Below are 13927 nucleotides of genomic sequence, written 5' to 3' on the forward strand. Positions count from 1 at the left end.
AAGCAAAAACCCAGCCATAGGCTGGGTTCTTTAAATAGTGGTGCCCGGACTCGGACTAACGCCGCAGGCGTTGAACAGCGCGCGTGTCGCGCTGGCCCCGAAGGGGTGAGCCGCTGTGCGGCGAATAATCGAACGGAGTTCGATGAAGAGTCCGGATGCAGAAAAGCAAAAACCCAGCCATAGGCTGGGTTCTTTAAATAGTGGTGCCCGGACTCGGAATCGAACCAAGGACACGGGGATTTTCAATCCCCTGCTCTACCGACTGAGCTATCCGGGCAACGGGGCGCATTAAACCGTAATCGCCGCGCCTCGTCAACGAAATTTATCTGTTTTGCAGCAGACTGAACAATCTATCACCACATTGCGCTAAAAGCACGCGTCTTCAGGCAAAAAACAGCGTCCAGGCCGCTGAAATCGGCATCGCCAGCACCAGCGCAGGCAGCATATTCACCACGGCAAACATTTTTATTCCGCAGATGCGCAGCCCGGTGGCCACCAGCAGCATACCGCCGACGGCGCTGAAATCCGCCAGCATCATCGGCGTGGTGAGCGGCATAATGATCGCCGCGCAGGCCGCGAGGGTCAGCTGGATAAGCAGCATCGGCACGCTGATGGCGGCGACGGCAATGCCCAGGGTGCAGGCGAAAATGGTGGCGGTGAAAAAATCAAGAAACGCTTTGGCAATCAGAATGCTGGCGTCGCCGGTCATCCCTTCGCGCATGGCGCCGAAGACGCCGGTGCCGCTGGCGCAGAACAGGACGATAATCGCCACATAGCTCTGAATATAGGAGTCATGAGCCGAGGCCTTTTTCTTACCCTTCGATGACAGCAACTGCTGAAGCTGACTGACCAGCGTATTTATGCCTTTTTCCATATTGCATATTTCGCCGAGCAGCGTTCCCACCAGGGTCGACAGCACCATCACCGGCAGATTGGCGCATTTAACCACCAGTAAAATACCGATGCCTAATGACGCCAGGCCAAAAATTGAGGTCATGGATGTGCGGATCCGTTCCGGCAACCGCTGGCTGAGTAAGGCGCCTAACACGCCGCCGACCAGCACCGCGCTGGCATTAATAAAAGGTCCTGTAACCACGCTGACTCCTGTTAAATATCCCTGATAACCGACTGATTATGACGTTAACCCGCCGTGAAAGCTTGTGTATCCGTGATATAAGTGCATACGGTTTTCATCTTGCGCCTGCCAGGGAAAGGTGCCATGATTGCGCGAATTTTCTCCTCCCTGATATGAGGCCGCCGATGACGACACTGCCATTACCTCGCCAGCGACGCCGCGCACAGATGCGTGGGCTGCCTCATCTTGCTACGCTTACCCCTCCGTTCACCATGCGGTGAAGGACACGTATGCTCACTGTAGGGCAACAGTAAGATCGGACGCGTCTGCTTTTACTGATGTCCGGCGGTCGGAGCTGAATCCGTCAGACCCGGACACATCGTTGGGCAAGGTTTCTCTTGTCTGAGATTTTTACACTCCCGATACGGGCATTTGCGCTTATGAAATCCATGCACATTGCCGCCAGCTGCGAGCTGGTCACCCGCTTGTCCACCCACCGTCGCGTTGTGGCGCTGGACAGTACCGATTTTACCGATGTGGCGGCAGTCGTCATCACCGCGGCGGACAGTCGCAGCGGTATCCTTGCCCTCCTCAGGCGTAGCGGATTTAACCTGCCGGTCTACCTGCTGAGCGAGACGGCGGTCGATAAGCCGGAGGGGGTACAGGCGGTGATCGCCGGTAAAGATCAGGAGTGGCTCGAGCTGGAAGCGGCGGCCTGCGATTATGAAGCGCGTCTGCTGCCGCCGTTTTTCAATACGCTGACCCAGTACGTCGAAATGGATAACAGCACCTTTGCCTGTCCGGGACACCAGCACGGGGCCTTTTTCAAAAAGCACCCCGCAGGCCGTCAGTTCTATGACTTTTTTGGCGAAAACGTCTTTCGCGCCGATATGTGTAACGCCGATGTAAAATTAGGCGATCTGCTGATCCACGAAGGGTCGGCCAAGCATGCGCAGAAGTTCGCCGCGAAGGTCTTTAATGCGGATAAAACCTACTTCGTCCTTAACGGCACCTCGGCGGCCAACAAAGTTGTGACCAACGCGCTGTTGACCCGCGGCGATCTGGTGCTGTTCGATCGCAACAACCACAAGTCAAACCATCACGGGGCGCTGATTCAGGCAGGGGCGACGCCTGTCTATCTTGAAGCCGCGCGCAATCCGTTCGGCTTTATCGGCGGCATTGACGAGCGTTGCTTTGATGAGCGCTACCTGCGGGATCTCATCCGTGAAGCGGCGCCAGAGAAAGCCACGGCCTCTCGCCCGTTTCGTCTGGCGGTGATCCAGCTCGGAACCTATGACGGCACGATCTATAACGCCCGCCAGGTGGTCGATAAAATCGGCCACCTCTGCGATTACATCCTGTTCGACTCGGCGTGGGTGGGCTATGAGCAGTTTATCCCGATGATGGCCGACTGTTCGCCGCTGCTGCTGGAGCTGACCCCGGACGATCCGGGCATTTTTGTCACCCAGTCCGTTCACAAGCAGCAGGCCGGTTTCTCGCAGACGTCGCAGATCCATAAAAAGGATAACCATCTGCGCGGCCAGGCGCGCTTCTGTCCGCATAAGCGGCTGAATAACGCCTTTATGCTGCATGCCTCTACCAGCCCGTTTTATCCGCTGTTCGCCGCACTGGACGTCAACGCCAAAATCCACGAAGGCGAGAGCGGCCGCCGCCTGTGGGCCGAATGCGTGGCGCTGGGCATCGAGGCGCGCAAAGCGATCATCGCCAACTGTAAGTTGATTCAGCCCTTTATTCCGCCGATGGTGGCGGGGCGCCCGTGGCAGGATCACCCGACCGAAGCGATCGCCCGGGAGCGTCGTTTCTTCAGCTTCGAACCGGGCGCGCGCTGGCATGGTTTCGAGGGCTATGCCGACGACCAGTATTTTGTCGATCCGTGCAAGCTACTGTTGACTACCCCTGGCATCGACGCGGAGAGCGGGGAGTACAGTGAGTTCGGCATCCCGGCGACCATTCTGGCGCATTACCTGCGGGAAAACGGCATCGTGCCGGAGAAGTGCGATCTCAACTCGATTCTGTTCCTGCTGACGCCGGCGGAAAGCGCCGAAAAAATGGCGCAGCTGGTGGCGATGCTGGGGCAGTTTGAACAGCATATTGAAGCGGATACGCCGCTGGCCGATGTGTTGCCGACCATCTACAACAAATATCCGGTGCGCTATCGCGACTATACCCTGCGCGAGTTGTGCCAGGAGATGCACGATCTGTACGTCAGCTTTGACGTGAAGAGCCTGCAAAAAGAGATGTTCCGTAAACGGAGCTTCCCGCGGGTGGTGATGAATCCCCAGGATGCCAACCGCGAATTTATCCGCGGCGACGTGGAGCTGGTGCGTCTGAGCGAGGCGGAGGGCCGCGTCGCGGCGGAAGGGGCGCTGCCGTATCCGCCGGGGGTATTATGCGTGGTGCCCGGTGAGGTCTGGGGGGGCGCTGTGCTGCGCTATTTCCTCGCGCTGGAGGAGGGGGTCAATATGCTACCGGGCTTCTCGCCGGAGCTGCAGGGAGTATATAGCGAGACGGATCCGGACGGCATTAAGCGGCTGTATGGCTACGTGTTGAAGGGATAAAAAAACGCCCCGCCGAACAGGCGGGGCGTTTTACTTTTGCCGATCACGCGCTCTGCTGCGCGGCGGTCGGCTGTCTGACGTGTTTGTATTTGAACAGCGCCACGAAGGCAAAAGCCAGCGCCAGCGAATAGCCGGCGAAAATCAGCCACACGCTCTGCCAGTTAGTGATCCCTTCGACGGTAAAGTGCTCCACCACTTTGCCGCTCACCATGCCACCGAGAATACAGCCGAAGCCGTTGGTCATCATCAGGAACATCCCCTGGGCGCTGGCGCGGATTTCCGGGCGCACCTCTTTCTCAACGAACACTGAACCGGAGATGTTGAAGAAGTCGAAGGCGCAACCGTAGACGATCATCGACAGTACCAGCAGCACGGTGCCGAACGGCGTCGGGTCGCCAAAGGCGAACAGGCCGAAGCGCAGCATCCACGCCACGATACTCATCAGCATGACGTTCTTAATGCCGTAGCGGCTGAGGAAGAACGGGATGGTCAGGATAAACAGGGTCTCGGAGATCTGCGAGATCGACATCAGCACCGAGGCGTGTTCGACGATAAAGCTGCCGGCAAACAGCGGATCTTTATCGAAGCTGTGCAGGAAGGTATTACCGAACATGTTGGTGATTTGCAGCTCGGCGCCGAGCATCATTGAGAAGATAAAGAAGATGGCCATGCGCTTGTTTTTAAACAGCGCGAAAGCGTTAAGCCCCAGCATCTCCGTCCAGCTTTGATTACGCTGGGCGTTAGCCACCGGGATCGTCGGCAGCGTCAGGGTGAACAGCGCCAGCAATACCGACAACGTCGCACCGATGTACAACTGCATATGGCTCAGCTCAAAGCCGGAGAAGCTGACGCCCCACATGGCGAAGATAAAGCCGATAGTGCCCCAGATACGGATCGGCGGAAAATCGGTAACGATATCCAGCCCCGCCGACTGCAGGCGATAGTAAGAGATGGTGTTAATCAGCCCCAGCGTCGGCATATAGGCCAGCGAGTTAAGCAGGATCACGAGGAACATTTCGCCCGGCGTGGTGACCTGCGCCGCCAGATACAGCGTCAGCGCACCCACCAGGTGACAAACGGCATACACCCATTTGGCGCTAATCCACTTGTCGGCGACGATGCCGAGCAGCGTCGGCATCAGCACCGCGGCGATACCGAGCGAGCTATAAACCGCGCCGATTGCTGCGCCGTCAAACTTCAGGGTGACAAACATGTATGAGCCAAGCGTGGTAAGCCAGCTCCCCCAAAGACAGAACTGCAGGAACGACAGTATTTTGAGCTGCAGCTTAAGATTCATGTAGTTATCCTCACGAATATGGGCTTGTTATGTTTTTAAAATAACATTAAACCCGTTATTTTGATGCGATTCTATCATTCGCCAAGCGAAGGCTTCTGTTAACTGCCGCAGAAAACCGAAAGATATTGCACCGTATGGCGCAGAAAAAACGCGGCCTCAGCGCGGGGCTGAGGCCGGTGTCAGGAGGGGGTTATTTACGGCGGTAGCTTTTCTGCGCCGTGTTAACTTTATACAGATAGCGGCGCGATTCCGCCGAAGGATGACGGGTAGTCAGGGTCTGGTAGACGTCCCCTGGCGCCATGCTGTTGATGATATTCGCCGCCTGGACTTTATCGCTGGAGAAGACCCGCAGCACGCTGCCGGCGCCGCCGTTATAGGCGGTGATCACCGCGTAGCGACGCGAGGTGGGGTTATCGATGCCGGCGAGGTAGACATTGTTCAGCATCGCCAGGTAGGCGGTACCGGTGTCAATGTTATTCGCCGGGTCGAACAGATAGCTGCGGCTTGGCAGGCCCGATTTACCCTGGGAACGGAAGACGTCTCTGCCGGCGCTGTGCTGGACCACCTGCATCAGCCCCATGGCGTCGGCATGGCTGACCGCATAAGGGTTAAAGGAGGATTCGGTCTGCATAATCGCGAGGATCAGCGACTCATCAACCCCATACTTACGCGAGGCCTGACGCACCATGCCGAGGTATTTATGCGCACGTTTGTCGAGGTGGTTCGGCACCAGGTTAATGGTGATGCTGTAGACCACGCGCAGGCCGTTGTTGCGGCTCTTCAGGCGGGTTTGCAGCAGATAGTCGGCAAAGCGCGCGGCGCGCCACTCCCAGCGAATCGATGCCCCGGTGTTATCCACCACCTGGCCATAGAGGAACGGCTCTTTGGAGATCTGAATGTCATCGACATCGGAATAGAGGTCGATGGAGTTGGGGTCATCGCCCATCAGCAGGGTTTTGACGATCGCCTGGCGCAGTCGTCCGCGCGGATCGGTGCCGGCGATGGTCTCGACGGTGATTGTCCCTTCATCGAAGTTGATGTGGCTGCGGGTTTGATACTGGTCGGTGTATTTGACGTAGTCCTTCGGCCCGGCGAGCAGGACTTCGTTGTACCCCCAAATGTTCTCGATGTTGTGGGCAAACTGGCCCATCAGGATATCAAAACCGTTGGTATCCTTGACCCAGGCCTCGTTGTATTCGGCGCCTTTTTTATTGGAGCTGGAACACGAAACGAGCAACGGCGCAATCAGCGCGAGCGCTAAGTATTTTTTCATCATTCCGGGCGTGCGTGTTGTGTTTGTTTTTAAAAGGCCGCAGGGCCCTTACTGTTTTTCCGGCGGCGTATAGCCTTCGATGTGCACGTCTTTCCCTTCAAACAGGAACTGCACCATCTCCTGCTCCAGCAGCTTGCGGTGCTCCGGGTTCATCATGCTGAGCTTTTTCTCGTTGATCAGCATGGTCTGCTTGTGCTGCCACTGCGCCCAGGCTTCTTTGGAGATTTCGTTGTAAATGCGCTTCCCGAGTTCGCCCGGATACAGCTGAAAATCCTGGCCGTCCGCTTCACGCTGCAGGAAGGTACAAAAAATGGTTCTGCTCATAATCAATCCTCTTTGATAGCCGAAAATTTATACCGGCGTTCCGGCTTTTAACTGTTGCAACAAACGCTCCACGGGGGCCGCCAGACCGACCGACGGCGGCTGCGCTAAGTTATACCAGAGTGCGTTGCCTTCATCCATGCATGCGCCAGATGAGTGCACTGTAAGCCACATCGGCACAATATCCAGATGGAAATGGCTGAAAGTGTGGCGAAAAGCGGTGAGCTGCGTCAGATTATCGGCCTTAATCTGGCGCTGTGCCAGCCACTCGCGCAGGCCCGCTTCGTCGGCAAACTGCGGAAAACAGAACAATCCGCCCCACAGGCCCACCGGCGGACGCTGGGCGAGAAACACCTCGTCGCCGTGCTGCATCAGCAGAAAATAGCCGGTGCGTTCCGGAATGGTCTGCTTCGGTTTTTTGCCCGGATATTCTGCCCATGAATGATTGGCGTAGGCCACGCAGCCGTTGCTCAGCGGGCACAGTTCGCACTTCGGCTTCGAGCGGGTGCAGACCATCGCCCCGAGATCCATCATCGCCTGGTTAAAGCGCTCCACGCCCTTCGCCGGCGTGACCGCTTCGCTGATCTCCCACAGCCGTTTTTCCACCTCTTTTTTCCCCGGCCAGCCGCTGACAGCATAGCAGCGGGCGAGCACGCGCTTCACGTTGCCGTCGAGAATCGGATAATGCTGACCGAGCGAAAGGGATAAAATGGCCCCCGCCGTTGAGCGCCCGACGCCGGGAAGCGCCGCCACTTCGTCAAAAGTTTGCGGGAATTCGCCGCCGTGCTGCGTCGCCACCTGCTGCGCCGCTTTGTGTAAGTTGCGCGCCCGCGCGTAGTAACCCAGTCCGGTCCACAGATGCAGCACCTCATCCAGCGGCGCGTTGGCGAGATCGACCACCGTGGGGAAACGCGCCATAAAGCGATCAAAATACGGGATAACCGTGGTCACCTGGGTTTGTTGCAACATCACTTCGGAGAGCCATACTTTGTAGGGCGTCTTGGCGATTTGCCAGGGCAGGGTTTTACGCCCGTATTTGTCGTACCAGTCCAGGACCTGGGCTGAAAATTGCGTGGCGAGAAAAGTCAAAGCTACGGCTCCGGGATCGCGATTACAGGGTGGCAGATTGCAGCACAAGGCCGAGTGGCTGTAAACCCTTGCATCCGCCGGGTAACTTTGGATAATGCCCGTTTTCCGAACACTTTCACTAGCAGACCTAACTTTTATGAAAAACGACGTCATCTCTCCGGAATTTGATGAAAACGGCCGTCCGCTGCGCCGTATTCGTAGCTTCGTCCGTCGCCAGGGCCGCCTGACGAAAGGGCAGCAGCATGCGCTGGATAACATTTGGCCGGTGATGGGCGTTGAATTCAACGATGCGCCGCTCGATTTCGCCGCCCTGTTTGGCCGCGAAGCGCCGGTCACTCTCGAAATTGGCTTCGGGATGGGCGCCTCGCTGGTGGCGATGGCAAAAGCCAAACCGGAGCAGAATTTCCTCGGCATCGAAGTACACTCCCCGGGCGTCGGCGCCTGTCTGGCCTCGGCCGAAGAAGAAGGTGTGCAAAACCTGCGCGTGATGTGTCACGATGCGGTGGAAGTACTGCACACTATGATTCCGGATAACTCGCTGAATATGGTGCAGCTGTTTTTCCCTGACCCGTGGCACAAAGCGCGCCATAATAAACGTCGTATCGTGCAGCCGCCTTTCGCCGAGCTGGTGAAAAGTAAACTGAAGCTCGGCGGCGTCTTCCATATGGCGACCGACTGGGAAGCCTATGCCGTCCATATGCTGGAAGTGATGTCCTCGCTGGAAGGATACCGTAACCAGTCGGCAAGCAACGATTACGTACCGCGCCCGGAATCGCGCCCGGTAACCAAATTTGAACAGCGTGGCCATCGTCTCGGCCACGGCGTATGGGACTTAATGTTCGAGAGGGTGAAATAATGGCCAAGAATCGTAGCCGTCGTCTGCGGAAAAAAATGCATATCGACGAGTTTCAGGAGTTAGGCTTCTCCGTCGCCTGGCGTTTCCCGGAAGGGACCAGCGAAGAGCAGATCGACCAGACGGTCAACGATCTGATCGAAGAGGTGATTGAGCCGAACAAGCTGGCCTTTGACGGCAGCGGCTATCTCTCCTGGGAGGGGCTGATCTGCATGCAGGAGATCGGTAAATGTACCGAAGAGCATCAGGCCATCGTGCGCCAATGGCTGGAAGCGCGTAAGTTAGAGGATGTGCGCACCAGCGAACTTTTTGACGTCTGGTGGGACTAAGTTTGACAAGGGTCGGCGACTGCCGGCCCGTTTTGTCTTAAGGGAGTTTTATGATGCGTAAAACGCTGCTGGCGGTGGCGCTCTCCGTCACCGCTTTGTCTGCCCATGCAGACTACCAGTGTAGCGTCACGCCGCGTGACGATGTGATCCTCACCCCGCAGCAGGTCCAGGTGAAAGGGGAAAATGGCAATCTGGTGATCAAACCGGACGGTAACCTGACCTTTAACGGCAAGGCCTATGCCCTCAGCGCCGCCCAGCGCGAGCAGGCCCAGGATTATCAGGCCGGTCTGCGCAGCAGCCTGCCGTGGATTGACGAAGGCGCGCGTTCGCGAGTCGAAAAAGGCCGCAAGGCGCTGGATAAAATCATTACCGAACAGGTCGGCGCCGACAGCAGTATGCACGGTCGTCTGACTAAGCTGGACGCGCAGCTGAAAGAACAGATGAACCGCATCATTGAGCGCCGCAGCGATGGCCTGACCTTCCACTATAAAGCCATCGACCAGGTGCGCGCCGACGGCCAGCAGCTGGTGAATCAGGCGATGGGCGGCATTCTGCAGGACAGCATTAACGAGATGGGGGCGAAAGCGGTGCTCAAAGGCGGCGGCAACCCGCTGCAGGGCATTCTCGGCAGCCTCGGCGGTCTGCAAACCGCGATTCAGGACGAGTGGAAAAACCAGGAGGCCGATTTCCAGCAGTTTGGTAAAGACGTCTGCAGCCGAGTGGTCTCCCTTGAGGACAGCCGCAAAGCGCTGGTGGGCTCGTTAAAGTAAGCGACATCCCGCTACCTGCGTCCGCAGGTAGCAAAATCAGATTTCATTTATCCTGCCTGCGGTGGCGAACGCCTTATGATGCCTGCTGTATTCATAAAAGGAATTTGCTGATGAAAGAGGCATGGAAAACGCTCACCGTCCTGATGATCGCTTCCCCTTGTTACGTGCTGGCGGATGCCAACACGCCAACAGACGACGTGGTAAAACAGCAGTTTGCTGAACAGACTGGCGGGGTTATGCGCTTGCAACGTGTGACGCTAAAGCAGCTCGACGCCAGGGGAAATCAGGCGACCTATATGCTGGAAGGCGATATGGCCGCCGCGGAAGATCTCTATATTCGCGTCGGCGTCGCGGGAGATTACTTTTTTTATGAGCGAGTCTGGACCAGGGGGCGGCCGGTAAAGTTCTCCGCCATGATGACCGCGGTAGGGACCAAAGACTCCGGCTGGCAGACCGAATTCTTTTCGCTGCAGATGGCGGCGAAGAGGGGCGGGAGAACCTTTAAGGAAATCGGAGGGGATGAAAGTAAAACCCTGATCGTCAATGACCACAAATTTATGGCGCAATTTGCCAAAATTGACGCCAGCTTTGCCGCCAGCAAAGCCACGATGAAGACGCTGCAAGGGCAACAGGATGCGCTGAAAACCGAGATCGCCGCGTTAGAGGAGCGGATTAACCGTTCATGGGGTACGGATGCGAACGGCAAGCCGCTCGATCGCAGCGACGTGCAGCAGGCGATGCTGGAAAAAATGTATGAAGTAGACCGGCAAAACGATCCGCTGAAATTCGAGAATCATTACTACAAAACTATCTATGAACCCGCCCTGACCGCCTGTCAGAAAAAAGCGGTTTGCGATGCCGGGCCGCTGCGCGCCGAGCGCGATGCTGTGCTGAATGAGCAGAAGCGTAACTATTATCGCCAGCATAAAGAGATGAGTGAAAATATCAAAGCGGAGATGGCCGCGCGCGATAAAAAGATAGCGCCGCTGCAGAAGCAAAAAGGCGAACTGAGCGCTCAGCTGATGGCGCTGGAGATACGCTATCGGGATTTGGCTCGCGACGAAAAATACTGGCAGGAGGGGCTGGAGAAGATGCGCCGCGACGGGGTCCTTAAGTAGCCGAATCAGGTTCGGAATGGCCCGGCTGCGCCTGGCGGGTATAGTGACACAATGTTCTGATACTGAAGATTTTTGCCTGACGGGCAGGGCGCTAAGCGCCGCCCGGGCAGAAGCGTTAGCACGGGGGCTAACGCTCGTTTTTCCTCAGGGAGGAGAGCCCCTTCTCCTGGGCAAAACCCTACATCAGCCCCAGCAGCTGTGGAATAAACAGCGAGATCGGCGGGATATAAACAATCATCATCAGCGCGATCAGCAGGGCGGCGTAGAACGGCAGCAACGGTTTGATGAGCTGCTGAATTTTCACCCCTGAAATGGAGCAGCCGACAAACAGCGCGCTGCCTACCGGCGGGGTCAGCAGGCCGATGCACAGGTTAGCGACCATCATGATGCCGAAATGAACCGGGTTCATGCCTAAATCCTCAGCAATGGGCAGAAATATCGGCGTGAAAATCAGCACCGCAGGGGTCATATCCATAAAAATGCCGACGATTAGCAGCACAATGTTAATCAACAGCAGGATCACTACCGGGTTTTCCGACACCCCCATTAGCGCATCGCTTATCATGTAGGGAATGTCGGCGTTGGTCATCGCCCACGACATGCCCACGGAAAAGCCAATCAGCAGCAGCACAATAGAGGTCATGACTACCGATTCCAGAATCAGCTTCGGCAGATCGCGCCACTTCACTTCCCGATAGATCAGTACCGACAGGATAAAGGTGTAGACCACGGCGATGGCAGAGGCTTCCGTCGCGGTAAAAATGCCGCCAAGGATCCCGCCCATCACAATGATGACCAGCAGCAGGCTGGGCAGTGCGTCGAAAAAGGCCTTTGCCGCCTGGGCGCAGGTCGGCCGTTCGGAAACCGGATAGCCGCGGCGTTTAGCGATGCAGCCGCAGACCAGCATGATGGACAGACCCATCAGAATGCCCGGCAGATAACCGGCCATAAACAGCGAGGCGACCGAGACGCCGCCAGCTGTCAGGGAAAAGACGATAAGGACGTTTGACGGCGGAATAAGCAGACCCGTGATGCAGGATGAGACGTTTACCGCTGTGGAAAAGGTCGGATCGTAGCCTTTCTGCGTTTGAATGGGATTCAGCGTCCCGCCTACCGCCGCGGCGGCGGCGACGGCTGAACCGGAAATCGAGCCGAACATCATATTGGCCAGCACGTTGACGTGGCCCAGAGAGCCCGGCACGCGTCCGACCATCACCTGCGCCAGATTGATTAAACGTATGGCAATCCCGCCGCTGTTCATCAGGGTTCCGGCAAAGATAAAAAAGGGGATAGCCAGCAGCGCGAAGTTATCAAGCCCGTTCGCCAGGCGTTGAGACACGGTAATCACCGCGATATCCCAGGGAAACATCAGCAGCATCGAACCAACGGTAGCGATACCGATGGCGAAGGAGATGGGAACGCCAATAAAAACCAGAATAAAGAAAGCGCCAAACAGCGTCAGTGCAATATAGCTATCCATGAGTTGCTCCTTATTCTGCATGTTTGATGTTTTTCAGGCCGTTACTGATAAAACACAATGCGTAAAACATCATCATGAAGCCGGTGAGCGGCAGGATCAGATACACGTAGCCCATGGGGATCTGCATCGCGGCTGAGACCTGGGCGGTCGACAGCGTTTTTGCAATCAGTTTTACGCCGCCGGTCACAATCACTGCGCCGGCAAACAGCAGGATCAGCAGGTTAATGATGACGCTGAAAAGCGCCTGCCTGCGGGGAGAGAGCGTCATGGTGAGTAAATCAATCGCCAGGTGACGCTGGGCGCCGACCGTATAGGCCGCGCCCAGTAGCCCGACCCAGATCATTAAGAAGCGCGCCAGCTCGTCGGTCAGGGTGCTTGGCTGGTTGAGCACGTAGCGGCTGAATACCTGCCAGACGACGCAGACAACCAGCGCAATCATTACAGCGACAGAGAAGGCGGCGATGGTGCGGTCCACCGCCAGCTTAATGCGGTTAAGTATCATCGTTGATTTCCTGGTGCAAACGGGCCAGCGGCCGGCCCGTTAAAGGTTATTCCGCGGCAGCTTCAAATTTGGCCAGCAGGGCGGCCTGGCTGGGATCTTTTTTAAAGTCATCGTATAGCGGCTGCACGGCGGCGCGGAACGGCGCTTTATCTACTTTGACTATTTCTCCGCCCAGGGCTTTGGCCTGCGAGCGGGTATCGGCATCGATCTTCCGCCACAGCTGTTGCTGATAAATCTCTGAGGCTTTCGCCGCTTTGATCAGAATGTGCTGCTGATCCGGCGTCAGTTTGTCCCAGGTTTTGCTGGAGATAACGAGGAAGTCAGGGATGGAGGCGTGCTCATCTTCAGAGAATACTTTCGCGATTTCGATATGGCGCGTCTGCACCCAGGAGGGAACGTTATTTTCCGCGCCGTCTACCACCCCCTGCTGCATGGCGGTATAAACTTCACCGAAGGAGATGGGGGTCGGGGAACCGCCCATTAATTCGACCATTTTTAACGTTGTCGGACTGGCCTGGACGCGGATCTTCAGTCCTTTTAAATCTTCTGGTTTAGTAATGGGCTTTTTGGCATAAAAGCTTCGCGTCCCGGCGACAAAAGCGGAAAGGGCAAAGAATCCTTTCTCTTTCGTCGAGTTCATTATTTCCTTGCCCACCTCGCCGAAGACGACTTTATTGAAGTGATTCTGGTCGTTAAACAGGAAGGGTAAATTATAAATGGCGTAAATATTATCGAAAGACTCCAGATCGCTGGCGGAACCTTTGGTCATATCCAGCGCGCCATTTTGTAATAACTCCATGGTCTCGCGCGCGCTGCCCATCTGACTACTGGGGTAAATACGAATCTTCATCTTACCGTCAGAAAGCTGGTTTACCTCTCTGGACATCTCCTCCAGCGCCTGATGCACCACATGGCTGCGCTCAAGGTTATGTGCCAGTTTTAACGTGACTTTTTCAGCTGCGACGGCCCCTGCGGAGAGTAGGGCCAGTAAAGCTATACCTACCAGAGAACGATAAAAAGGGTATTTTTTCATGAGTTGGCTCCATGCACTTGGGATAATTGGTCAATATCTTTAGCATCATGCTTTATTTCTGTATGACATATTATCTTTGTTGTCGTACATCTTTAAGCTACCTGACTCACACTTTCTGGCAATGAGGTAAGGAAATAACCGATCTTATTGCTGGATTGATATTTGGCTTGTATTAATTAATGCAAATTAATTTGAGGGTGGAATATTT

13 protein-coding genes and 1 tRNA gene are annotated in these 13927 nt (G+C 56.1%); 5 read left to right on the top strand and 9 right to left on the bottom strand.

The features are described 5' to 3' along the window. Positions 1–201 precede the first annotated feature (201 nt). Positions 202–277: transfer RNA gene (locus ABLX76_RS18420), tRNA-Phe, on the bottom strand. A 105-nt stretch (positions 278–382) separates the two neighbouring features. Then, positions 383–1096, bottom strand: coding sequence for a DUF554 domain-containing protein (locus ABLX76_RS18425; RefSeq protein ID WP_064155583.1), 714 nt, complete (start codon positions 1094–1096; stop codon positions 383–385). Positions 1097–1515: 419 nt separating this feature from the next. On the opposite strand from ABLX76_RS18425, the gene ABLX76_RS18430 reads away from it, so the two are divergent. Further along, positions 1516–3654, top strand: coding sequence for an ornithine decarboxylase (locus ABLX76_RS18430; RefSeq protein WP_261902032.1), 2139 nt, complete (start codon positions 1516–1518; stop codon positions 3652–3654). A 43-nt stretch (positions 3655–3697) separates the two neighbouring features. Here ABLX76_RS18430 and ABLX76_RS18435 read toward each other — a convergent pair whose 3' ends face one another. The 4 genes from ABLX76_RS18435 to mutY all read right to left on the bottom strand — a co-directional run bounded on the left by ABLX76_RS18435 (position 3698) and on the right by mutY (position 7634). Then, a complete protein-coding gene (locus tag ABLX76_RS18435; RefSeq protein WP_023291005.1) occupies positions 3698–4951 on the bottom strand; it encodes a nucleoside permease in 1254 nt (417 codons plus the stop codon). A 190-nt stretch (positions 4952–5141) separates the two neighbouring features. Beyond that, complete coding sequence (gene mltC, locus ABLX76_RS18440; protein ID WP_002916629.1) at positions 5142–6224, bottom strand: membrane-bound lytic murein transglycosylase MltC; 1083 nt, start codon at positions 6222–6224, stop codon at positions 5142–5144. 48 nt (positions 6225–6272) lie between these two features. Then, positions 6273–6548 carry an oxidative damage protection protein gene (locus tag ABLX76_RS18445; protein WP_004105744.1) on the bottom strand — a complete coding sequence of 92 codons (276 nt, stop codon included), beginning with the start codon at positions 6546–6548 and terminating at the stop codon, positions 6273–6275. A 27-nt stretch (positions 6549–6575) separates the two neighbouring features. Next, complete coding sequence (gene mutY / locus ABLX76_RS18450; RefSeq protein WP_348875040.1) at positions 6576–7634, bottom strand: A/G-specific adenine glycosylase; 1059 nt, start codon at positions 7632–7634, stop codon at positions 6576–6578. Positions 7635–7770: 136 nt separating this feature from the next. Between mutY and trmB the strand changes: the two genes are divergently transcribed. The 4 genes from trmB (at position 7771) to ABLX76_RS18470 (ending at position 10704) form a co-directional block, all read left to right on the top strand. After that, positions 7771–8490, top strand: coding sequence for a tRNA (guanosine(46)-N7)-methyltransferase TrmB (gene trmB, locus ABLX76_RS18455; RefSeq protein WP_004205192.1), 720 nt, complete (start codon positions 7771–7773; stop codon positions 8488–8490). Then, the gene (locus ABLX76_RS18460; protein WP_023291003.1) at positions 8490–8816 is read left to right on the top strand and encodes a YggL family protein; all 327 of its coding nucleotides are present in this window, start codon (positions 8490–8492) and stop codon (positions 8814–8816) included. Before trmB ends, ABLX76_RS18460 begins: the two co-directional genes overlap by 1 nt. Positions 8817–8866: 50 nt before the next feature. Beyond that, positions 8867–9586 carry a DUF2884 domain-containing protein gene (locus ABLX76_RS18465; protein WP_032428990.1) on the top strand — a complete coding sequence of 240 codons (720 nt, stop codon included), beginning with the start codon at positions 8867–8869 and terminating at the stop codon, positions 9584–9586. Positions 9587–9696: 110 nt separating this feature from the next. Then, positions 9697–10704: a DUF1202 family protein gene (locus ABLX76_RS18470; RefSeq protein WP_048335279.1), complete on the top strand. Its 1008-nt coding sequence runs from the start codon at positions 9697–9699 to the stop codon at positions 10702–10704. A gap of 178 nt (positions 10705–10882) precedes the next feature. On the opposite strand, the gene ABLX76_RS18475 is transcribed toward ABLX76_RS18470, so the two are convergent. The 3 genes from ABLX76_RS18475 to ABLX76_RS18485 are packed head-to-tail and all read right to left on the bottom strand — an operon-like array spanning position 10883 to position 13719. After that, the gene (locus ABLX76_RS18475; protein WP_117136308.1) at positions 10883–12184 is read right to left on the bottom strand and encodes a TRAP transporter large permease subunit; all 1302 of its coding nucleotides are present in this window, start codon (positions 12182–12184) and stop codon (positions 10883–10885) included. A gap of 10 nt (positions 12185–12194) precedes the next feature. Then, positions 12195–12686 carry a TRAP transporter small permease gene (locus ABLX76_RS18480; protein ID WP_048298272.1) on the bottom strand — a complete coding sequence of 164 codons (492 nt, stop codon included), beginning with the start codon at positions 12684–12686 and terminating at the stop codon, positions 12195–12197. Between the two features lie 46 nt (positions 12687–12732). Continuing rightward, on the bottom strand, positions 12733–13719 hold the full coding sequence (locus ABLX76_RS18485) for a TRAP transporter substrate-binding protein (protein ID WP_060590320.1): 987 nt from the start codon (positions 13717–13719) through the stop codon (positions 12733–12735). Positions 13720–13927 lie beyond the last annotated feature (208 nt).

Origin of the sequence: Klebsiella sp. JB_Kp004 (genome assembly GCF_040065795.1) — a bacterium.
Taxonomy (GTDB): Bacteria; Pseudomonadota; Gammaproteobacteria; order Enterobacterales; family Enterobacteriaceae; genus Klebsiella; species Klebsiella quasipneumoniae.

What these genes read in the sequence shown, in the direction of transcription:
- ABLX76_RS18430 (WP_261902032.1), top strand. Translation starts at nt 1,516, where the DNA reads ATGAAATCCATGCACATTGCCGCCAGCTGCGAGCTGGTCACCCGCTTG.
- ABLX76_RS18435 (WP_023291005.1), bottom strand. Translation starts at nt 4,951, where the DNA reads ATGAATCTTAAGCTGCAGCTCAAAATACTGTCGTTCCTGCAGTTCTGT.
- mltC (WP_002916629.1), bottom strand. Translation starts at nt 6,224, where the DNA reads ATGAAAAAATACTTAGCGCTCGCGCTGATTGCGCCGTTGCTCGTTTCG.
- ABLX76_RS18445 (WP_004105744.1), bottom strand. Translation starts at nt 6,548, where the DNA reads ATGAGCAGAACCATTTTTTGTACCTTCCTGCAGCGTGAAGCGGACGGC.
- trmB (WP_004205192.1), top strand. Translation starts at nt 7,771, where the DNA reads ATGAAAAACGACGTCATCTCTCCGGAATTTGATGAAAACGGCCGTCCG.
- ABLX76_RS18460 (WP_023291003.1), top strand. Translation starts at nt 8,490, where the DNA reads ATGGCCAAGAATCGTAGCCGTCGTCTGCGGAAAAAAATGCATATCGAC.
- ABLX76_RS18465 (WP_032428990.1), top strand. Translation starts at nt 8,867, where the DNA reads ATGATGCGTAAAACGCTGCTGGCGGTGGCGCTCTCCGTCACCGCTTTG.
- ABLX76_RS18470 (WP_048335279.1), top strand. Translation starts at nt 9,697, where the DNA reads ATGAAAGAGGCATGGAAAACGCTCACCGTCCTGATGATCGCTTCCCCT.
- ABLX76_RS18475 (WP_117136308.1), bottom strand. Translation starts at nt 12,184, where the DNA reads ATGGATAGCTATATTGCACTGACGCTGTTTGGCGCTTTCTTTATTCTG.
- ABLX76_RS18480 (WP_048298272.1), bottom strand. Translation starts at nt 12,686, where the DNA reads ATGATACTTAACCGCATTAAGCTGGCGGTGGACCGCACCATCGCCGCC.
- ABLX76_RS18485 (WP_060590320.1), bottom strand. Translation starts at nt 13,719, where the DNA reads ATGAAAAAATACCCTTTTTATCGTTCTCTGGTAGGTATAGCTTTACTG.